Source organism: Desulfovibrio sp. SGI.230 (genome assembly GCF_050313065.1).
Taxonomy (GTDB): domain Bacteria; phylum Desulfobacterota; class Desulfovibrionia; order Desulfovibrionales; family Desulfovibrionaceae; genus Desulfovibrio.
In genome coordinates this window covers 55,069-74,294 of sequence record NZ_JBNPKS010000013.1, presented here as the reverse complement: position 1 = coordinate 74,294, position 19,226 = coordinate 55,069, and the positions used below count along the sequence as shown (strand labels likewise).

The 19,226-nt window shown below is 63.0% G+C and carries 17 protein-coding genes and 1 tRNA gene; 7 read left to right on the top strand and 11 right to left on the bottom strand.

Annotated elements, in window-relative coordinates; all coding sequences use genetic code 11:
* From ACQRAG_RS09985 to ACQRAG_RS09975, 3 genes are all read right to left on the bottom strand, one after another.
* The coding region (locus tag ACQRAG_RS09985) for a hypothetical protein (protein ID WP_427804061.1) at window positions 1-594 on the bottom strand (594 nt) is incomplete at its 3' end.
* A 21-nt stretch (window positions 595-615) separates the two neighbouring features.
* Window positions 616-2,427, bottom strand: coding sequence for an ABC transporter ATP-binding protein (locus ACQRAG_RS09980; RefSeq protein ID WP_427804060.1), 1,812 nt, complete (start codon window positions 2,425-2,427; stop codon window positions 616-618).
* A 309-nt stretch (window positions 2,428-2,736) separates the two neighbouring features.
* Window positions 2,737-2,812, bottom strand: a tRNA-Ala gene (locus ACQRAG_RS09975).
* A 522-nt stretch (window positions 2,813-3,334) separates the two neighbouring features.
* On the opposite strand from ACQRAG_RS09975, the gene ACQRAG_RS09970 reads away from it, so the two are divergent.
* The 3 genes from ACQRAG_RS09970 to ruvC all read left to right on the top strand — a co-directional run bounded on the left by ACQRAG_RS09970 (window position 3,335) and on the right by ruvC (window position 5,507).
* Entirely contained in the window at window positions 3,335-3,997 is a 663-nt protein-coding gene (locus ACQRAG_RS09970) for an RlmE family RNA methyltransferase (RefSeq protein WP_006009191.1), read from the top strand.
* Window positions 3,998-4,168: 171 nt separating this feature from the next.
* Entirely contained in the window at window positions 4,169-4,906 is a 738-nt protein-coding gene (locus tag ACQRAG_RS09965; RefSeq protein ID WP_168935355.1) for a YebC/PmpR family DNA-binding transcriptional regulator, read from the top strand.
* An 88-nt stretch (window positions 4,907-4,994) separates the two neighbouring features.
* Complete coding sequence (ruvC, locus tag ACQRAG_RS09960; RefSeq protein WP_006009195.1) at window positions 4,995-5,507, top strand: crossover junction endodeoxyribonuclease RuvC; 513 nt, start codon at window positions 4,995-4,997, stop codon at window positions 5,505-5,507.
* A gap of 352 nt (window positions 5,508-5,859) precedes the next feature.
* On the opposite strand, the gene ACQRAG_RS09955 is transcribed toward ruvC, so the two are convergent.
* Window positions 5,860-6,456 (bottom strand): peptidylprolyl isomerase, encoded by a 597-nt coding sequence (locus ACQRAG_RS09955; RefSeq protein WP_329967952.1) that lies wholly within the window; start codon window positions 6,454-6,456, stop codon window positions 5,860-5,862.
* 399 nt (window positions 6,457-6,855) lie between these two features.
* On the opposite strand from ACQRAG_RS09955, the gene ACQRAG_RS09950 reads away from it, so the two are divergent.
* From ACQRAG_RS09950 to ACQRAG_RS09935, 4 genes are all read left to right on the top strand, one after another.
* Window positions 6,856-7,554: a Bax inhibitor-1/YccA family protein gene (locus ACQRAG_RS09950; protein ID WP_204626197.1), complete on the top strand. Its 699-nt coding sequence runs from the start codon at window positions 6,856-6,858 to the stop codon at window positions 7,552-7,554.
* Between the two features lie 280 nt (window positions 7,555-7,834).
* The gene (gene rnr, locus ACQRAG_RS09945) at window positions 7,835-10,246 is read left to right on the top strand and encodes a ribonuclease R (RefSeq protein ID WP_427804059.1); all 2,412 of its coding nucleotides are present in this window, start codon (window positions 7,835-7,837) and stop codon (window positions 10,244-10,246) included.
* On the top strand, window positions 10,243-11,862 hold the full coding sequence (gene murJ, locus ACQRAG_RS09940) for a murein biosynthesis integral membrane protein MurJ (RefSeq protein ID WP_303899067.1): 1,620 nt from the start codon (window positions 10,243-10,245) through the stop codon (window positions 11,860-11,862). Before rnr ends, murJ begins: the two co-directional genes overlap by 4 nt.
* Before the next feature lie 150 nt (window positions 11,863-12,012).
* Window positions 12,013-12,462 carry a hypothetical protein gene (locus tag ACQRAG_RS09935; RefSeq protein ID WP_204626200.1) on the top strand — a complete coding sequence of 150 codons (450 nt, stop codon included), beginning with the start codon at window positions 12,013-12,015 and terminating at the stop codon, window positions 12,460-12,462.
* 324 nt (window positions 12,463-12,786) lie between these two features.
* Here the strand turns inward: ACQRAG_RS09935 and ACQRAG_RS09930 are convergent, their stop codons facing one another.
* From ACQRAG_RS09930 to ACQRAG_RS09900, 7 genes are all read right to left on the bottom strand, one after another.
* Window positions 12,787-13,950, bottom strand: a complete 1,164-nt coding sequence (locus tag ACQRAG_RS09930) for a tRNA-specific 2-thiouridylase (RefSeq protein ID WP_427804058.1) — start codon at window positions 13,948-13,950, stop codon at window positions 12,787-12,789.
* A gap of 101 nt (window positions 13,951-14,051) precedes the next feature.
* Entirely contained in the window at window positions 14,052-14,801 is a 750-nt protein-coding gene (locus tag ACQRAG_RS09925) for an amino acid ABC transporter ATP-binding protein (protein ID WP_006009214.1), read from the bottom strand.
* Window positions 14,785-15,585 carry an amino acid ABC transporter permease gene (locus tag ACQRAG_RS09920; RefSeq protein WP_006009216.1) on the bottom strand — a complete coding sequence of 267 codons (801 nt, stop codon included), beginning with the start codon at window positions 15,583-15,585 and terminating at the stop codon, window positions 14,785-14,787. The genes ACQRAG_RS09925 and ACQRAG_RS09920 overlap by 17 nt, the downstream gene beginning before the upstream one ends.
* A gap of 104 nt (window positions 15,586-15,689) precedes the next feature.
* On the bottom strand, window positions 15,690-16,430 hold the full coding sequence (locus ACQRAG_RS09915) for a basic amino acid ABC transporter substrate-binding protein (RefSeq protein WP_168935363.1): 741 nt from the start codon (window positions 16,428-16,430) through the stop codon (window positions 15,690-15,692).
* Window positions 16,431-16,678: 248 nt separating this feature from the next.
* A complete protein-coding gene (locus ACQRAG_RS09910) occupies window positions 16,679-17,419 on the bottom strand; it encodes a basic amino acid ABC transporter substrate-binding protein (RefSeq protein WP_303740224.1) in 741 nt (246 codons plus the stop codon).
* Between the two features lie 221 nt (window positions 17,420-17,640).
* Window positions 17,641-18,381 carry a basic amino acid ABC transporter substrate-binding protein gene (locus ACQRAG_RS09905; RefSeq protein WP_006009232.1) on the bottom strand — a complete coding sequence of 247 codons (741 nt, stop codon included), beginning with the start codon at window positions 18,379-18,381 and terminating at the stop codon, window positions 17,641-17,643.
* Between the two features lie 110 nt (window positions 18,382-18,491).
* Window positions 18,492-19,181, bottom strand: a complete 690-nt coding sequence (locus tag ACQRAG_RS09900; RefSeq protein ID WP_168935365.1) for an NYN domain-containing protein — start codon at window positions 19,179-19,181, stop codon at window positions 18,492-18,494.
* Between the last annotated feature and the right edge of the window lie 45 nt (window positions 19,182-19,226).

The following is a 19,226-nucleotide window of genomic DNA, read 5'->3' as shown; positions in this document are numbered from 1 at the left end:
AAAAAAATTTTCAAGAATATGATACTGCGGTCTGTTTGTGTAATCATGTATTACAAATTTATTTACTTTTGGGAAAGTGATTAGTGCATTTAATGCGCATGAAACACGATAACGCCCATCGATAAAAATTGTATCTACCTTATCCCAATAATTCTTAACGATTGATACAGGCATCGAGGATATTGTCTCTACGGATTTCTTCCAGTAGAGTTCGCCCAATTCACTATTCAATGGGATAGACCACTCTTTAGTTGTTCCCATCCTAACTTGATAATAAAGAAGGTTGTCATCCTGAATAGCCTTTTTGATAACGGGTGATTTTTTCATTAAGCGTACAAACCACCTAGAAGATTCAATGGAAAAAACTTTTTTCCCTTGTTCCAGTGCATAAACTGTGCTGCCTCCAGAACCAAATTCAAGTATAACATTTGAATCAGAGATAACGTTATAAAAAAGTTCTTTTTCTGTCTCTGTCATATGTGGCTCTTTACTTGGGGAGGATAAAAGATAGAATTTTGCCCCCTTGAGCTCCCAGTACAGTTTATATGTGAAGCTATATTTCTTGATACAGCCTAAAATATATTCATTGATCATTAGTTAACACCCTCATTTTACTTACACACCAAACGACTTCATATACTCAGGCAGCAACTCCTGAGGCGTCCCGATACGATGTATGCGTCCGTTCTCCATCCAGATCAGTCTGTCACAGTGTTCTACCGTGCTCAGCCGATGTGCGATGATGATGATGGTCAACTGACCTTTGAGGGCTGCAATAGTATCCATTATGGCGCTTTCTGTCCCAAGGTCAAGAGCACTGGTGGATTCGTCCAGGATCAGGATATCGGGAGCCGCATATAAAGCCCGTGCGATGGAGACACGCTGGGCCTGACCACCCGAAAGCCCGCTGCCCCGTTCTCCAATGGGGTACTCTATGCCGCGCGGGTCTTTTTCCACAAGGTCCAGAGCCGCCATGCGGCAGGCCCGGGCCACCTTTTCCGCATCGTAGGGCTTTCCCCATTGGCTGAAGGCCACGTTCGCTGCCACAGTCCCCTGCAAGATATAGGGGGACTGGGGCACATAGCCGATGCTGCGGATATAGGCGGCCCGCTCTTCCGGCGAAAGTTCCTTGCCGTCCACGCGTAAGATGCCACTGCTCATGGGCAGCAGGCCGCACAGTAGGCCCACAAGAGTTGACTTGCCGGCACCGGAGGGGCCCACGATGCCCAGCTGTTCGCCCTTGTGGATGGAGAAACTCAGTTTGGAGAGGCTGTCCTGTGTAGCCCCCGGGTAGCGAAAATCAGCCTGATCAAGCGTGATCTCACGATCAAAGCGAAATGAGGGATCGGGGTCAGGCGACGAGGGCAGCGCCTGCTTCTGGATAGCTTCCAGACGCTCAAGGCAGTTCATGGCCATGGCGCGCAGGCCTCGCAAGGTCACCAGGCAGCCCAGGGAACGGTTCAACAGCGGCAGTACACGCCATGCGGCCAGCATGATGACCGTGATCACACCAGCGATGGTCGACATGTCGGCATCATCGGTAGAAATAAGCAGCCAGATGGTGCTGGGAATGACCAGAAAGCCGCAAACTTCCAGTATCCATGAAGGGATGGGGGGCGCGACGGTCAGGAACGACCGTGCGTTCTTCCCCTTGCGGCAGGCATCCTGGTAGGATTTGAAAAAGACAGGCTGCTGCCGGTAGATAAGGACCTCCCGGATACCGTTCATGGCTACCATGGCCGTTGTATTTTCCTGCCGGTTGCTGTCGGCAGCAGTGGCTCCGGAGCGGTCGATTGCCGATTTCATGCCGCGATAGATGGACGTCGTTATCAAACCTGTGATGAACAGGCAGAGCAGGATGACACCCGGCGTTGCTGAAATGAGCGTCAGGAACAGGGCTACGGCCGTGATGGCGTAGGTGTAGACGCTAAGGATATTGACGACGTATTGGCCAAGAGTCGTTTTCCAGCTCAGGGCCTGGAACATGGCTGCACTGTTGCCGGCCATATGCTCCATGTAGTCACTGTACAGGAAGTGCCGCATGATGGTGCTGCCGGCACTGAAGGCGATATCTTCACCCAGGACTGCGCTTTTCCAGCCTACAAGGGCAGAGAGGCCGTTCTTGATGGCCGCGAAAGCTACGACGATACAGGCGGTGAGCAGTGTGAAATAGCGCAGGTCGTTGCAGAGCTGCCCCAACGCCGGAATAGCCTGAAGCAGTTCCTGGACGATCCTGTGGGACAGAATAGCCTGCGGAGCGGCGATGCTCATGGCCATCAGCGACATGGAGAAGATGGAAAGGACTTCGAAAAATGCCAGGACGAACATGAGGAATAGCAGGACGTACGTACGCCAGCGTACCCATGAAGGCAAAACATGCAGGACACGGCGAAGATCGCGAATGAGGAGTTTTTCTTGGATATCCATGGACGGCTCGTTTCAATCTGAACAGGCGTCAGAGTTGAAGTGCAGAACAAAAAAGATCTTTTTAAAGTGCTATGTTGTACACTTCACGAGAAGGTGCTTCATACAGCCTGATACGGATATCTGTACAGGTGGAAATGATGATGGTTCTGCATTAAGTGGTTTATGTCCTATATTAATAAATATCGAATAAATCTAGATACCTCTGGTCAAGGGGACAGGTATGCCAGGGGCATGTCTGCTTTTTATATAGTAATCTTGGGCAATAAAAAAGGGGTCACAGTCCAGAACCGTAACCCCTGGTTTTCCTTGTGGTGGAGAAGAGGAGACTTGAACTCCCGACCCCCGCCTTGCGAAGGCGATGCTCTCCCAGCTGAGCTACTTCCCCACATGGACGCCACAACGCGGCGTAGCGAGGTATGTATGCCATTCATCTGCCGCGGTCAAGTCTTTTTTGTGCACAGGCCGCCCGTCGGTCAGGAGAGAGGGGCCTGATATCCGTGGCATGCAAGGGACGGTCAGCTACGAATCCGGCTCCGGCAAGCAGGAGGACATGCTTGCACCAGTGACCGTCAGAATGGGTAGGTCGTCATGTCCGCCGCTCGCTCCGGTTGTTTCCAGAGCGTTTTCTCCTTGGTATGCAGGCAGGCGAGCTCCAGCTTTCCCGGAACGCCTGCAGGAAAGCAAGGCCGCTCCGAAGCAGGCCGGCACAGCAACGCCCTGCCCGCCAGGACACAGGGGCATCCCCGGGCCGTGTCTTCCGGCCGGCAACCCTCACGCCACGCCGGACAAAGCCCGTGGCATCCCCGGGTCCTCTCCTTCCGCCATCCCTGAAAAAAATCGGCCGGGCCGCCCCTGTGGGGCTTGGCTACCGTGAAAAAAAACGCTATAGAAGCCCGCTGGTGTCACTATGAAGGAATATCGAGATCATTATTTTCTCAAGGCCAAGCGCGAGAATTATCCGGCCCGTTCCGTGTACAAGCTCAAGGAACTGGACGCGAAGTTCAAGCTCTTCCGCCAGGGGATGCGCGTTCTGGATCTGGGCGCGGCTCCGGGCTCGTGGTCGCTGGGTGCTGCCGAAAAGGTGGGCCAGCGCGGGCTCGTGCTGGGCTGCGACATCCAGACCACGGAGACCGCCTTTCCGCCGCAGGTCACCTTCATGCAGGAGGACGTGTTCAACCGTTCCGATGCCTTTGAAGCCCGCCTGCGCGAGATGGGGCCGTTCGACGTGGTCATGAGCGACATGGCGCCCCGTACCACCGGGACCAAGTTCACGGACCAGGCCCGTTCGCTCGAGCTGGCCTGCGAGGCCCTGGAAGTGGCGCGCCTGCACCTCAAACCCGGCGGCAGCTTCATCGTCAAGATTTTCATGGGGCCGGACATCCAGGAGATGCTCCAGCCCATGCGTCGCGCCTTCAAGGCCGTCAAATCCTTCAAGCCCAAGAGCTCCCGAGCCGAGAGCAAGGAGACCTTCTTCGTGGGCATGGGGTTCAAGGCCGAGGCGCGTCCTGCCGCACAGGATGCGGGCACGGACGGAGCCGCCGACACCGGACAGGAGCCCGGCGCCCTTTAGGGGCGGCCCATCCTCCGCTGTCCGGGCCGCTGCACCCGCGTGCGCGCCTGGAGAGGCCGGAAGCGTGCTCCCGCCGCCGGGATGTCCCGGTATCCTGGGCAGGGAACGGACGCGCCGCAAGGCCGTCTGTCTTTTTTCACCTTTTACATTCTCCGAGTTTTGGGAGGTTTTATGTCTGGGCACAGCAAATGGGCCAATATCCAGCACCGCAAGGGCCGTCAGGACGCCAAGCGCGGCAAGGTTTTCACCAAGGCCGCCAAGGAAATCATCATCGCTGCCAAGAACGGTGGCGATCCGGCGGGCAACCCTCGTCTGCGTGCCGCCATTGCCGCTGCCAAGGCCGTGAACCTGCCCAAGGACAAGATCGAAGCCGCCATCCGCAAGGGTACCGGTGAAGATGCGGGCGGCGATCTGACCGAATGCTTCTACGAAGGTTACGGTCCCGCCGGTATCGCCATCATGGTGGAAGTGGCCACCGACAACAAGAACCGCACCGTGGCCGAAGTGCGTCACCTGTTCACCAAGCACGGCGGCAGCCTGGGCACCGACGGCAGCGTGAGCTGGATGTTCGACCGCAAGGGCGTCATCACCGTGGACAAGGCCGCCTACACCGAAGACCAGATGATGGAAGTGGCCATGGAAGCCGGCGCCGACGACGTCATCGACGATGAAGATGTCTGGACCCTCCAGACCGCCATGGCCGACTTCGCGGCCGTGCGCGACGCTCTGGAATCCGCCGGTGTGACCATGCAGTCCGCCGAACTGGCCATGGTGCCCCAGAACCTGGTGGCCGTGGACGCCGAAGCCGCCCAGAAGGTCATCCGTCTCATGGAAGCCCTGGACGACAACGACGACGTGCAGAACGTCTACGCCAACGCCGACTTCCCCGAAGATATGGATATGGACTAGTCCGGTACGTTCCCGCCCCTCCGGGCGGCAGATGTCCGTTTTTTGCCCGGCATTCCCTGAGTGCCGGGCTTTTTTTCTATGGAGAGCTATGGCAGACACTCCTCTTGTGGTCCTGGGGGTCGACCCCGGCTCCCAGCGTACGGGCTGGGGCATCATCGCGGAACAGTCCGGCGTGCTGCGCCTGGTGGATTGCGGCATCATCCGCACCACCTCCAGCGGTGAAAAGGAATTTTCCCAGCGACTGGCCGTCATCTACCGGCAGCTGGCGGACGTGGTGGGCCGTTACCGGCCGCAGGAGGCCGCCATCGAGCAGGTCTTCACGGCCAAGAACGCGGCCAGCGCCCTCAAGCTGGGCCAGGCCCGCGGTGTGGCCGTGGCCGCCTGCGCCGCGCACAGGGTACCGGTGAGCGATTATGAGCCCACGCTGGTCAAAAAATCCGTGGTGGGCACCGGCCGCGCGGAAAAGGAACAGGTGGCCTTCATGGTGCGGCGTCTGCTCAACGTGCGTGGCGAGGGCTGGGCTCTGGATACCACGGACGCCCTGGCCGTGGCCATCTGCCATTTGACCATGCGCCGCTTGAAGCTCCTGGCCCGGCGCTGAGGCGTTGGGAGTTTTATTGTTTGTTGGGGGAAGGAACCCCCTTTCTCTGGCGCGAAAAGGGGGTTCCTTCCCCCAAGCCCCCATCCTCCCCCAAACGCGCTTTATCAGGCACAAAAAAAGACGCCACGTGGCGTCTTTTTTTGTGCGATGGTCATGTCAGGTTCTCTGGTAGGTAGGCTGGAAGAATAGCGGGCGTCCTGTTTTTCGATATCCTCACCCGCCAGCCAGCGACGGGGACCTGCCATACCGATCAGAAGAAAAGGTTTTGGAAGGGAGGGGGAGTAGGGGGAGGGAGAACCTTTTCCCCGAAAAGGTTTCCCTCCCCCTGCATCTCTTTTCCCGCTTATACCATTTATTCCACGATGGTGGCGCGCTTGATGATGACGGGCTGCATGGGCACGTCTTCGTAGTAGCCGCGGCTGCCGGTCTTGACGGCCGCGATCTGGTCCACCACGTCCTGGCCGCGGATGACCTTGCCGAACACGGCATAGCCCCAGCCCTGCGGGTCCTTGCTGCGGTGGTCGAGGAAGTTGTTGTCCTTGACGTTGATGAAGAACTGGGCCGTGGCCGAATGCGGGTCGGAAGTACGAGCCATGGCGATGGTATACTTGCGGTTGCGCAGGCCGTTGTCGGCTTCGTTCTTGATGGGGGCGCGGGTGGTCTTTTCGCGCAGGCTGGCGGTCATGCCGCCGCCCTGGATCATGAAGTCCTTGATGACGCGGTGGAAGATGGTGCCGTCATACTGGCCAGCCTTGACGTATTCCAGAAAGTTGGCCGTGGTCATGGGAGCCTTGCGGGCATCCAGACGCACGAGGATGTCGCCCATGCTGGTCTCCAGTTTGACGACGGGGTCCGGGCCCTGGGCGCGGATGTCCTGGGGGGCGGCCAGCAGGGCGCAGGCCAGCAGCAGGACGGGCAGCAGACGGGTGAAGAGAGTGAATTTCTTCATGAAGGGTTCTCCTTGATGATCTGTCGCACCATGCCGGTGCGACAGGCGCACGGTAGCATGTGCCGGGGGGAGCGGCAAGGGAAGGGGAGGCCGGAAACCCGCAGACGGAGGGGCTCAGGATAGGGACGGCCCTTCAGCAATGGGGGAGGCCGGACGGTGCGGGAGCATCAGGCCCGGACGGAGCCCGTGCGGCAGGGACGGGAAACGGCCCTCATCCTGTCCGCCGGTGGCTCCTGCCGGCCCGGCAGGGGAGCGAGGGCTTCCTTCCCGGGATCATGGGGCCATGACCGGCAGCCTGGCCCGGCCGGGACTTGCTTTTGCGCGCCATATCCCTATATGTTAAGCAAGGAATGAAAGTACGGCCGTGCATGCCGCGCGGCCAAATCCCGGAGGAAAAACATGACTGCTCGTACCATTGCGCAAAGCGCTGTGAGCGCCGTTTCCATCTATATGCGCCAGGTCTACATGTGGATGACCGCCGGTCTGGCCATCACGGCCGTGACGGCCTTTGCCGTGGCGTCCAGCCCCGACCTGCAGATGGCCATCCTGGGCAACATGGTGATCATGATCGCCCTCATCGTGGCCCAGTTCGGCATGGTCATCGCCCTGGGCGCCGCCATCCACAAAATGTCGGCCACCACGGCCACGGCGGTGTTCATCGCCTATTCGGCCCTGACCGGCCTGACCCTGTCCAGCATCTTCGTGGTCTATCCCATCGGTTCCATCGCCAATGCCTTCCTGACGGCCACGGGCACCTTCCTGGCCATGTCGGTGTACGGCACGGTGACCAAGCGTGACCTGACCGGCATGGGCAACTTCCTGATGATGGGCCTGTTCGGCATCATCATCGCGTCCATCGTCAACATCTTCCTGGCCAGCAGCATGATGGACTTCGTCATCAGCTGCATCGGCGTGCTGATCTTCACCGGCCTCACCGCCTATGACACCCAGAAGCTGCGTGCCTTCGGCATGAACGCTCCTGTGGACGACGCCACGGCCATGCGCCGCGGTGCCCTGCTGGGCGCCCTGGAACTGTATCTTGACTTCATCAACCTGTTCCTGATGCTGCTGCGTCTGTTCGGCGGCAACCGCGACTAGCGGGAAAGGCTTTTATACGCCCTCCTTCTCCGCCCGCATATGAGGGGAAAGAGGGAAGGTCCCGCGCCCTGTATTGGCGGGAAAGCTGCAGTAGCGAAAGGGGCGCAGGATGGATGGCCGCCTGTGGAGCGGCCACTCCGATGATATGACAGAGGGGCGGAAGGGTGACCTTCCGCCCCTCTTGTGTCTGCCGGCTTTGACAAGCGGGCCCGGGGCCCGTATGCAGGACGGACGGACACTTTGTGCAAACATCGTCGCCCTGTGCGGCGTACAAGGATCTATGAGCAAGAAAAACAACTACTTCGATCTCCCGGCCGGTCTTGATGACGCCGAGCTGCTGGAGATCTTCCATGAACAGAACCGTCCCCTGCGTCTGGATGCCCTGCTGCGGGTCACGGGCCTGCCGCGTGCGGCCCGCAAGATACTGGAAGACCAGCTCTATGCCCTGGCTGACGAAGGCCGGCTGGTGCGCCTGCAGGGCGGGCTATGGGCCCGTGCCGACGGCCTGCGCCAGGTGCGCGGCCGCTACATGGCCCTGCGCAGCGGCGCGGGCGGTTTCGTGACGCCCCTGGGCGACAACGGGCAGGTGACCGGCCCGGACATCTTCATCCACCCCCTGCAGGCGGGCGATGCCTGGCATCAGGACATGGTGCGTGTGGCCCTCTCGCCGCGTTCGCATGCCCGCGGCAAGAGCCAGGAAGGCCGCATCGTGGAGGTGCTGGAGCGCGGCTGCCGCGAGGTGCCCGTGCACGTGATCCATGTGACCGGACGCCGCGCCCTGTGCCGTCCGGCGGACAGCCGCATGCCCTTCGATGTCAGCGTGGAGCTGCCCGGGGACATGGAGCGTCCCTCCGGCGGTTCGCTGCTGCTGGTGGCGCCGGAAAAACGTCTGGCCGCCGACCTCTGGCAGGCCCGTCTGCTGCAGGCCGTGGGCCGGGAAGACGACATCGCCGTGCAGGAGGATCTGGTCAAACTCAATCACGAGGTACCGCGGGAGTTCCCGCCCCGTGTCCAGGCCGAGGCCGACGCCCTGCCGTCCGCGCCCCAGCATGCCGACATGGCCGGGCGCGAGGACGTGCGCGCGTTGCCGCTGGTGACCATCGACGGCGCCGATGCCCGTGACTTCGACGATGCCGTGCAGGTGGAGGCCCGCCCCGGCGGGGGCTGGCTCCTGCGTGTGGCCATCGCCGACGTGAGCCATTATGTGCGCCCGCGTTCGGCGCTGGATACCGAAGCCCTGGCGCGCGGCAATTCCTGGTATTTCCCCACGTCGGTGGAGCCCATGCTGCCGCCCGCCCTGTGCGACGGCCTGTGCAGCCTGCGTCCTGACGAAGACCGGCTGGCCATGCTGGCCGAGATCCCCTTTTCCGCCACCGGGCAGCCGGGCAGGCCGCGCTTCGCGGCGGTGGTCATGCGTTCGGCGGCCCGCCTGACCTACGATCAGGTCAAGGCCTGCCTGCTGGACAGGGACGAGCAGGCCCGTGCCGCGCTGGCCGCCGGACCGCGCGGGCAGGAAGTGCTGGACATGCTGGAGACGGCTTTCGAACTGTACCGTTGCCTGCGTGAGGCCCGGCAGCGCCGGGGCAGCCTGGATTTCGACCTGCCGGAACCGGAATACGGCTTTGACGGCAAGGGCCGCCTGCTGCGCGTGTCCCGCCGTGTGCGCCACGACGCCCACCGCCTCATCGAAGAATTCATGATCGCGGCCAACGAGGCCGTGGCCCGTCATCTGGGCGGCCTGAAAGCCGACGGCAGTCTTGAGGGGGCCCCGAAGGAGCCTTTCCTCTACCGCGTGCATCCCCAGCCTGATCCCGAGCGGCTGGAGAGCCTGTTCGACTCCTTGGAAGCCATCGACCCCGAACTGGTGCCCGTGAAGCCCGCGGCCTCGGCCCTGCAGGGCATCCTGCGGGACGTGCAGGGTTCGGACAGGGAGTTCCTGGTGGGGCGTTTGTGCCTGCGGGCCATGCCCCAGGCCCGCTATCAGCCGGAGAACGAAGGGCACTTCGGTCTGGCGTCCCGTGCCTACTGCCACTTCACCTCACCCATCCGCCGGTATGCCGACCTGCTGGTGCACCGGGCGCTCAAGGCCAGCCTGGGGCTGTACGACGGCGCCCTGCCTGCCGGGCAGAAGCTGTTGCGCGTGGCTGACCAGCTCAACCGGCGCGAGCGGGACGCCCTGGACTGCGAGCGCGAGATGGCCCGGCGTCTGGCCTGCATGGCCCTTGAGGGCCGCGTGGGCGAGCGCTTTAGGGGCGTTGTGGCCGGTGTCAATGATTTCGGACTGTTCGTGGAGCTGAGCGAGATGCCCGTGGAGGGCATGATCCGCGTGGAGGATCTGGGCGACGACTGGTACGACTTCGATGCCCGCCGCCAGTGCCTGGTGGGGCAGCGCTCGGGCCTGTGCTGGAGCATGGGCCAGTCCCTCGAGGTGGTGCTGGCCGAAGTGCACAGCGGCCGTCTGGAGATCCGCCTGCTGCCCACGGAGCTGGGCGTGGCGGCTCGCCGCGGCGGACGTGTGTCGCGCGGGCGGCAGGGGCGGCCGGGCAAGGCTCCGGCCCGTCATGCCAAACTGCCGCATCAGCGCAAGGGCCGTGACCGCGACGGGCAGCGTCCCGTACGCGGCAAAGGACAGGCCCGCCGGGATGGAGGGCACGGGGCACGCCGTCCCGCAGGACGGGGGAGACGCGGATGAGCTTTTTCTCGCAAAAACAGCGCATGGGCGCGGCGGCCCTGATCCTGGCCGCCAGCACCATCCTGTCCCGCCTCATGGGACTGGTGCGCGACAAGGTCATCTCCTGGCAGTTCGGCGCGGGCAGTGAAGCGGACATGTACTTCGCGGCCTTCGTGGTGCCGGACATCATCAACCACCTGCTGGCCGGGGGCATCATGGCCATCACCATCATCCCCCTGCTGTCCCGGCGCTTCCAGGAGGACGAGGACGACGGCTGGCGCTTTTTCTCCTGCATCTTCTGCTGGATGGTGGTGGCCTCGCTGCTGGTGACGGGGGCGGGCATGCTGGGCGCCGAAGAGCTGGCCCGCATCACGGCCCCGGGCTTCGATGCCGCCCAGACGGCACGGCTGGCCTTTTTCATGCGCATCATCCTGCCCGCGCAGGTCTTCTTCCTGTGCGGGGCCTGCGTCACGGCCCTGCTCTACATGCGGCGGCAGTTCCGCGTGCCCGCGCTGGCGCCCCTGATCTACAACGGCTGCATCATCGCGGGCGGCCTGCTGCTGCCTTGGCTGACGCAGGGTATGGATCTGCCTGCCGAATGGGAACTGGGCGGCATGACCGGTTATTGCGTGGGCGTGACCGTGGGGGCCTGTCTGGGGGCCTTTTTGCTGCCCTTCCGGGTGGCCGCCGCCGGGGGGCTGCGCCTGTCGCCGGTCTTCCGGCATCCGCTGCTCAAGCGCTTCCTGATCATGGCCCTGCCCCTTATGCTGGGCCAGACCGTCATCTTCCTGGATGAGCAGTTCATGCGCGTGTTCGGCTCGCTGGTGGGCGACGGCGCCGTGAGTCTGCTCAACTATGCCCGGCGCATCATGCAGGTACCGGTGGGCCTCATGGGGCAGGCGGCCGCCGTGGCTTCCTATCCCTTCCTGGTCTCCCTGCTGACCAATGGCGAGAAGGAACGCTTCGACCAGACCCTGAGTGCGGCCCTGCGGGCCAGCGTGGGCCTTATCATCCCCTGTGCCCTCTGGATGGGCGTGGCCGCCCAGCCCATCATGGGCGTCATCTTCCAGGGCGGCCGCTTCGGTCTGGCCGAGACCGTGGCCAGCACGCCCCTGTTGCAGATCATGCTGGCCGCCACGCCGCTGTGGATTCTGTACATGGTGCTGGTGCGCGCCTTCTATGCCGACGGCGATACCCTGACCCCGGCCACCACAGGCACGGTCATGACCCTGCTGGCCCTGCCGGTCTATTACTGGTGGGCCGTGCCTCTGGGCGCGTGGGCCATCGCCCTGACCTCGGCGGTGAGCGTCAGCGCCTATGTGCTCTGGCTGGTGGCCATCTGGGCACGACGGCAGGGCACGGGCGCCTTTGCGGGCCTGCTTTCCCTGTCCGGCCGGGCCCTGTTGTGCTCCCTGCCCGCCGGGGCGGCCTCCTGGGCGGCCCAGTACGGGCTGGACGGCCTGCGTGCCTCCGGTACGCTGGCCTTGCCCGCCGTGGCTCAGGCCTGCCTGACCTGCGCTGCCAGCGGTCTGGCCTTTGCCGTGATCTTCCTGCCCTTGAGCTACAGGCTGGCACCCGGCATACTGGAACCTGTCTGGCGGCGGCTGCGGCGCGGCCGTCCGCAGGGACAGGCCTAGGGAAGACGGCGGGACAGCGGTCGTCCACGCCTGGCTTGGGACGACGGTCTGTCGCCGACAAAAGGCCGTGCCCCGGACGAGACGTTGTGCGCCATGCCCGGAGCCCTGTGGCCGGCGCAAGGCTTTTCCATCATCATCGAGGAGACGAAGATGCAAAAAATACTGCTGACAGGCCTGCTGATCCTGTTGCTGGCCGTTCCTGCGCCGGCCGCGGAAAAGGAAGTGGCCGGTGTCTTTTTCCCTCTGCCTGAGGGCTGGAGCGTCGTGGAGGAAAATACGTCCGGGACGACTTCCACCTTGCTGCTCCGGCAGGAAGGCCGCCGGACGGCCATCGCCGTGATGGTGGCCGCCGATGCGGGCCTTGCCCCCGCCCGGATAGCGGCGGAACTGGCCTCCGTGACCGGAGCCACGGCCGATCCTGTGGAGCGGGAGGGGCAGTACAGCTTCCCCATCAAGAAAGACGGTCAGGATGGCGTCTGTTTTCTGGCGCAGTCCAACGGGCGATTCATCCTGGTCAGCGTGCTGGGCGAGCTGCCCCCGGCCGTGCCCCTGCTGGAAGGCATGCGCTGCCCGGCCGATCCCGGCCTTGTGCTGCGCTGATCTTTCTCTGCCCTGAAAATGGAAAACGTCCCTGTGCTGCCACAGGGACGTTTTTTTATGGTTCGTTGCCGGAGCGGGCCGTACCAAGACCGGAGCAGATGTTGCCATCCGGTCATGGCAGCCATGGGACGGGTATCGTCCGTCTGTCTTTGTTTCAAGAGAGCTAGCTGCTCGGTGCAGTACGTCCGAGGGGGCGGCGCGGGAGGGGCCTTTATGCCTGAGCAGCCGACGGCAGGCCACAGCGTCGTGCCCGTTGGCGATACGGGGGCTTTGGGCATCGACAACAACGCAGGCTCTTTTCTCCTTCCCTCCCGGTCATCCTTGCTAGAACAGTTCCCGCACCAGCGCACCGGCCAGCACGCGGCCCTGCTCGTCGTAGATGGCGGCCACCTGTCCGGGGGCGCTGGGGAATTGCGGTTCCGCCAGCGTGATGCGCAGGCCGCCGTCCGTGATCTCCACCCGGGCGGGGGTGGGGCGCTGGCGATGGCGCAGGCGGGCCAGCAAGGTGTCCGGCCACTGTTCGGGCGAGCAGAGCAGGTTGGCGGGGCCGGTGAGGCAGCCGTGCATGCCCAGGCGGGCCCTGCCGCCCACCACGAGGGTATTGTCCTCTCCCTGCTTGCGCAGCACGTAAAGGGGCTCGCTGTGGGCGATGCCCAGGCCCCGGCGCTGGCCTTCGGTATAGCGCCACAGGCCTTCATGCCGGGCCAGCGGGCGCAGCACGGGGCGGCCGTCGCTGTCCGCCTCTTCCAGCAGGACGGGGCCGCTGCCGGGCAGGGACAGGCCTTCCGCCTGCCAGCGCCGCTCCAGGAAGGCCCGGTAGGCGTCCTCTCCGGCGGGGATGAAGCATATCTCCTGGCTTTCCTGCGGTACGGGCACTGCCAGCCCCGCGTCCTTCACCTGGGCGATGCTGGCGGCCTTGTCCTGCCGGGCAAGGGGGAACACGGCCCGGCGCAGGCGCTCCAGCGGCACGAGGGAAAGGAAATAGCTCTGGTCCTTGGCCTGGTCGTCCGCAGCGGCCAGCACGGGCCCGGCAGGGCCGTCCAGCAGGCGGGCGTAATGGCCGGTGGCGATGCGGTCCGCGCCCAGGCTCAGGGCGGCGTCCAGCAGGGCCCCGAACTTGATGGCCCGGTTGCAGAGCGCACAGGGGTTGGGCGTCCGGCCCCGGGCATAGGCCCGCACGAAGGGCGTGACGACCTCCCTGTCGAAGACCGCGCGCATGTCGGCCACATGCAGGGGGATGCCCAGCTGTCCGCAGGCTGTTTGCAGGCCTTCCACCGCCTGACGGCTGGCGGGGGGCAGAGGCGCGGCCAGGACCTCCGCTGCCGTGAGCAAACGGGGGCCTTCAGGGGCCGGGCGCAGGCCGGAAGATGCGGCATCGGGCAGGAAGAGCCCGTGCAGGGCCAGGACGTCGTGTCCCTGTTCGCGCAGGCGCAGGAGGGCGCAGAGGCTGTCCACGCCGCCGCTGACGGCAACGGCCAGTTGTGTCATCAAAAAGTCTCCTTGGCGTCCGGCCGGGCCGGAGGGAAGATGCGAAAACAGCCCGCCAGAAAAGCTGACGGGCTGCGGAAAACCTTGGGCCGGGAAACGGCTTACAGGATCTGCGTCAGGAACTGGCGCAGGCGCGGATGGCGCGGCGAGTTGAACAGGGTATCGGGCTTGCCCATTTCCAGGATCTGGCCGTGGTCCATGAAGATCAGGCGGTCGGCCACGGTACGGGCAAAGCCCATTTCGTGGGTCACGCAGATCATGGTCATGCCTTCTTCGGCCAGGCTCACCATAACGTCCAGCACTTCGCCCACCATTTCGGGGTCAAGGGCGGAGGTGGGCTCGTCGAAGAGCATGATGTCCGGCTGCATGGCCAGGGCGCGGGCGATGGCCACGCGCTGCTGCTGGCCGCCGGAGAGCATGGCGGGGTAGACGTTGGCCTTGTCGCTGATGCCCACTTTCTTGAGCAGCTTCAGGGCCATGGTCTCGGCTTCGGCCTTGGGGATGTTCAACAGCTTGCGCGGGGCCAGGGTCAGGTTCTGCAGCACCGTCTTGTGCGGGAAGAGGTTGAACTGCTGGAAGACCATGCCGAGGTTGCGGCGCATCTCGTTGATGTTGTTGGCCTTGTCGTTGATGTCCTGCCCGTTGACGATGATGCTGCCGCCGTCGATCTCTTCAAGACGGTTGATGGAGCGCAGCAGGGTGGACTTGCCGGAACCGGAAGGCCCGATGATGACCACGCGCTCGCCGGGAGCGATATCGAGGCTCACATCCTGCAGGGCCGGGAGCTGTCCGAAGTACTTCCAGACGTGGCGGATGCTGATGATGGGCTCGGTGCTATTTTTTTCTGTCATAGTGATTGAGCCTCGCTTCGATGATGCTGACGATCTTGGAGAGGATGAGGGTGATGATGAGGTACACCAGGGCGACCACGGTGTAGGACTCGAAATAGCAGTAGCTCTTGGAGGCAAAACTGCGGGCGCGCTGCATCAGGTCGGGCATGCCGATGACGGAGACCAGGGCCGTATCCTTGAGCATGGCGATGCATTCGTTGCCGACGGGCGGGATGATGGTGCGCCAGGCCTGGGGCAGCACCACATAGAACATGGTCTGCACGCGGTTGAAGCCCAGGGAGCGGGCCGCTTCGGTCTGCCCGTGGGGGATGGCCAGGATGCCCGCGCGGAACACTTCGCCCATGTAGGCGCCGTAGCAGAAGCTCAGGGCGATGACGGCGGAGGTCACGCCTTCCATCTTCACCAGCATGGAGATGGCGAAGTAGATGTAGAAGATCTGCACCAGCAGGGGGATGCCGCGGATGACTTCCACATAGGTGGAGGCCAGCAGGTTGAAAAAGCGGTTGCGCGAGATGCGCCCCAGGCCGGTCAGCAGGCCCAGAGGCACGGCGCCGCAGATGGAGTAGGCCGTCACCTTGAAGGTGAGCAGCAGGCCGTCAGGCAGGAAGATGATGGCATCACGGTAGACCTGCGGCCCGGTGGTGCAGAGCAGCACCAGGGTGATGATGGCACCACACAGGGCGATGGACCATGCGTTGATGAGCCGCCATTCGCGAGGGTTCGGGATGGACGGGCCGTCCGTCACCATGATGATGTTGCCTTTGCTTTGCCCTTCGTCTTTCATTGTACAGGTTGCCCCTTGTATGCGGGAACGCCGGAAGGGCCCGGAGGCCCTTCCGAACAGTTGTCACAAAATGGGGACCGGCGGTGCCGGTCGCGGCGGCTGCCCTAGTCGGCAGTGCCCATCCACTCGACCTTCAGCTTGTTTTCGGTGCCGTCGGCCTTGATCTCGGCAATGGCCTTGTTGAGGCGGTTCAGCATCTCGGTACGGCCCTTGCGCACGCAGAAGCCGAAGTATTCGGGATTGTTGTGCTGGTAGGCGATGCCGAACTTGCCGGCGAAATCGGTACGCTTGTTGGCGTAGTACTTGGCGACGGGGTCGTCACAGATGACGGCGTCCACACGACCGGCGGCCAGGTCTTCGAAGGCCAGACCGATGTCGTCGTATTCGCGGATCTTGGCGCCCACGTTGGCTTCCTGCAGCACGAGCACGCCGGTGATGCCGATCTGGCTGCCCACGGTCAGGCCCTTGAGGTCGGCCAGGCTGTTGATCTTCTTGCCCTTGGGCATGACCACGGCCTGCACCACGCCGTAGTAAGGTTCGGTGAAGTCGAAGGCCTTCTGGCGTTCGGGAGTGATGGTGGTGGAAGCGGCCAGCAGGTCATAGTTGCCGGCGGCCAGACCGGCGAAGATGCCGTCCCAGGCCACGTCGCGCAGTTCCATCTCATAACCGGCACGCTTGAGCACTTCCGTGGCGTAGGCGATGGAATAGCCGTTGGGCACCTTTTTGTCGTTCAGGAATTCCATGGGCGGATAGGTGCAGTTGGTGGCGACCACCAGGGTCTCGGCGGCCACGGACGTGCACATCATCATGAGAGCACACAGGGTAAGCGTGAGTTTGCGGAACATAATGCTGCCTCCAAAGGTTGATGAAGATGTCTGGCCTGAGGCTCGCGCCCGCATGCCAAAACCGGCCAAACTGGGTTTTATTAGCCGCGCAGGCCCCTGCCGTCAATACCCGGCGGGCGCCGGAGCCGCAGTTTTCCTGCCTGCGGGGCCCGGCCGCCTGTCAGCGGGCCAAAAATAAGGGAAGGGCCCGTGGGCCCTTCCCTGGGATGACGGAAGGATGGCCGGGACGTCCGGCCGGAGTGTCCGGGCTAGTCGGCAGCGCCCATCCACTTGATCTTCAGCTTGGCTTCGGTGCCGTCGGCCTGCATGCTGGCGATGGCCTTGTTGAGGCGTTCCAGCAGCTCGGTATCGCCCTTGCGCAGGCAGAAGCCGTAGTATTCGGGATCCTTGTGCAGGTAGGCAACGTTGAACTTGCCGGCGAAGTCGGCGCGCTTGTTGGCATAGTACTTGGCGACGGGGTCGTCACAGATGACGGCGTCGGTACGGCCGGCGGCCAGGTCTTCGAAAGCCAGACCGATGTCGTCGTATTCCTTGATCTTGGCGCCCACGTCGGCCTTACGCAGCACGAACACGCCGGTGATGCCGATCTGGCTGCCCACGGTCAGGCCCTTGAGGTCGGCCAGGCTGTTGATCTTCTTGCCCTTGGGCATGACCACGGCCTGCACGGCGCCATAGTAGGGGATGGTGAAGTCGAAGGCCTGCTGGCGCTCGGGAGTGATGGTGGTGGAGGAAGCCAGGATGTCGTAGTTACCGGCGGCCAGACCGGCGAAGATGCCGTCCCACGCCACGTCGCGGAAGGTGATCTTCAGATTCGCGCGTTTGGCGATCTCATGGATGTAGTCGATGGAATAGCCGGTGGGGACCTTCTTGTCCGTCAGGAATTCCATGGGCGGGAAGGCACAGTTGCCGGCGACCACGAGGGTCTTGGCGGCCACGGGAGTGCACATCAGGACGAGTGCGCACAGGGCAAGAGTGAGTTTACGGAACATAATGCTGCCTCCGAAAAATGGGAAAAAAGGCCTGGACCGGACCGGGCATCCGTGCCGGGCCCGGCCAGGATTGGGTCTTATTAGTCGCGCGGGCCCCGAGCGTCAATAGGTTTTCCGGGATTTTCCGGCCGCCGCACAGGGCCGGAAACGCAGGAAGGGCCCGCAGGCCCTTCCGAAATGTCATATGATGGTGACCGGTGCTGCCGGCCGGGGTATCCGGGCTAGTCGGCAGAGCCCATCCACTTGATCTTCAGCTTGTCTTCGGTGCCGTCGGCCTTCATGGCGGCGATGGCCTTGTTGATGCGCTTCACGAGTTCGGTCTCGCCCTTGCGCACGCAGAAGCCGAAGTATTCGGGATCCTTGTGCAGGTAGGCCACGGAGAACTTGCCGGCGAAGTCTTCACGCTTGTTGGCGTAGAACTTGGCGACGGGGTCGTCGGCGATGACGGCGTCGATGCGGCCGGCGGCCAGGTCTTCGAAGGCCAGACCGATGTCGTCGTATTCCTTGATCTTGGCGCCCACGTTGGCCTTTTGCAGCACGAACACGCCGGTGATGCCGATCTGGCTGCCCACGGTCAGGCCCTTGAGGCCGGCCAGGCTGTCGATCTTCTTGCCCTTGGCCATGACCACGGCCTGCACGACGCCGTAATACGGGTCGGAGAAGTCGAAGGTCTTCTGGCGTTCGGGGGTGATGGTGGTGGAGGAGGCCAGGATGTCGTAGTTGCCCGAGGCCAGACCGGCAAAGATGCCGTCCCAGGCCACATCACGGAATTTCATGTCAAAGCCGGCGCGTTTGGCCACTTCCTTGATGTAATCAATGGAATAGCCGGTGGGGACTTTCTTGTCGTTCAGGTATTCCATGGGCGGGTAGCCGCAGTGTCCGGCCACCACCAGGGTCTTGGCGGCCACGGCCGAGGACATGAGGACAAGGAAGCACAGGGCAAGGGTCAGTTTACGGATCATATCGCTGCCTCCGGAAGATTGATGGGATAGGTCCCGGCATGTGACACACGCATGCCGGGACAGCCAACCATATCTTGTCTTATGCGGGAGGGCCAGCGCCGTCAACTGCCTTACCAGCTGTTGCCCGGGGCGGGGCCGTCGTCCTCGTCGTCTTCGTCGCTGGCGCCGGGAGCCATGCGCGAAAGGGTATCGCGCAGGGGACGGGCCTGGGGCAGGGAAGCATTGCCGGGCGCGGCGTCGGCGTCATCTTCGGGGCGTTCGTCCTTGAGGGCCTGCTGCAGGAACCAGTCCTCGCGGATGCGCCAGGAGGCGGCCGCCGTGTAGGCGGGCGAGGAATAGCCCACGGAGAGGATCAGGGTGCGGCGGGCGTGTTCCTGCAGGCGGATGAGCAGGGGGGTGAAGTCCGCGTCGCCGGACAGGATGATGAATTCGTCGAAATGGGTGGGGTGGGACAGGTCATCCATGCAGTCCATGACCAGATGGATGTCCGTGCTGGTCTTGCCGCGGGTGGTCAGGGGCGGACAGTCCACCACCTGGAAGGCGCTGCGGATGAAATGGTAACGGAATTCCTGATAGCGCTGGGGGTTGAGGTAACACATGCGCTTCAGGATGCGGCGGCGCACGCCGTCACCGTAGAGGATGCGCAGGGCGTGGTTCTCGATCCAGCGCACCCAGCGGTAGGGGGCCATGCCGAAGGCCCGGGCCGCTTCGGGGTCTGCTTCAAGAAAACGGGTGTAAATGTTGTCAAAGTCCACATACAGGGCGCTGTACACTTCATCAAAACCGGTAAAACGTGCCATAATCTCCTCAATAGCTTATGAAATAAATGTTGAGTCTACTTAGCG

Excerpts from the sequence above, each read along its gene's own strand:
- ACQRAG_RS09980 (WP_427804060.1), bottom strand. The coding sequence starts at position 2,427 with ATGGATATCCAAGAAAAACTCCTCATTCGCGATCTTCGCCGTGTCCTG.
- rnr (WP_427804059.1), top strand. The coding sequence starts at position 7,835 with ATGAGCAAGAAAAACAACTACTTCGATCTCCCGGCCGGTCTTGATGAC.
- ACQRAG_RS09950 (WP_204626197.1), top strand. The coding sequence starts at position 6,856 with ATGACTGCTCGTACCATTGCGCAAAGCGCTGTGAGCGCCGTTTCCATC.
- ACQRAG_RS09970 (WP_006009191.1), top strand. The coding sequence starts at position 3,335 with ATGAAGGAATATCGAGATCATTATTTTCTCAAGGCCAAGCGCGAGAAT.
- ACQRAG_RS09935 (WP_204626200.1), top strand. The coding sequence starts at position 12,013 with ATGCAAAAAATACTGCTGACAGGCCTGCTGATCCTGTTGCTGGCCGTT.
- ACQRAG_RS09955 (WP_329967952.1), bottom strand. The coding sequence starts at position 6,456 with ATGAAGAAATTCACTCTCTTCACCCGTCTGCTGCCCGTCCTGCTGCTG.
- ACQRAG_RS09965 (WP_168935355.1), top strand. The coding sequence starts at position 4,169 with ATGTCTGGGCACAGCAAATGGGCCAATATCCAGCACCGCAAGGGCCGT.
- ACQRAG_RS09910 (WP_303740224.1), bottom strand. The coding sequence starts at position 17,419 with ATGTTCCGTAAACTCACTCTTGCCCTGTGCGCACTCGTCCTGATGTGC.
- ruvC (WP_006009195.1), top strand. The coding sequence starts at position 4,995 with ATGGCAGACACTCCTCTTGTGGTCCTGGGGGTCGACCCCGGCTCCCAG.
- ACQRAG_RS09930 (WP_427804058.1), bottom strand. The coding sequence starts at position 13,950 with ATGACACAACTGGCCGTTGCCGTCAGCGGCGGCGTGGACAGCCTCTGC.
- murJ (WP_303899067.1), top strand. The coding sequence starts at position 10,243 with ATGAGCTTTTTCTCGCAAAAACAGCGCATGGGCGCGGCGGCCCTGATC.
- ACQRAG_RS09900 (WP_168935365.1), bottom strand. The coding sequence starts at position 19,181 with ATGGCACGTTTTACCGGTTTTGATGAAGTGTACAGCGCCCTGTATGTG.
- ACQRAG_RS09905 (WP_006009232.1), bottom strand. The coding sequence starts at position 18,381 with ATGATCCGTAAACTGACCCTTGCCCTGTGCTTCCTTGTCCTCATGTCC.
- ACQRAG_RS09915 (WP_168935363.1), bottom strand. The coding sequence starts at position 16,430 with ATGTTCCGCAAACTCACGCTTACCCTGTGTGCTCTCATGATGATGTGC.
- ACQRAG_RS09925 (WP_006009214.1), bottom strand. The coding sequence starts at position 14,801 with ATGACAGAAAAAAATAGCACCGAGCCCATCATCAGCATCCGCCACGTC.
- ACQRAG_RS09920 (WP_006009216.1), bottom strand. The coding sequence starts at position 15,585 with ATGAAAGACGAAGGGCAAAGCAAAGGCAACATCATCATGGTGACGGAC.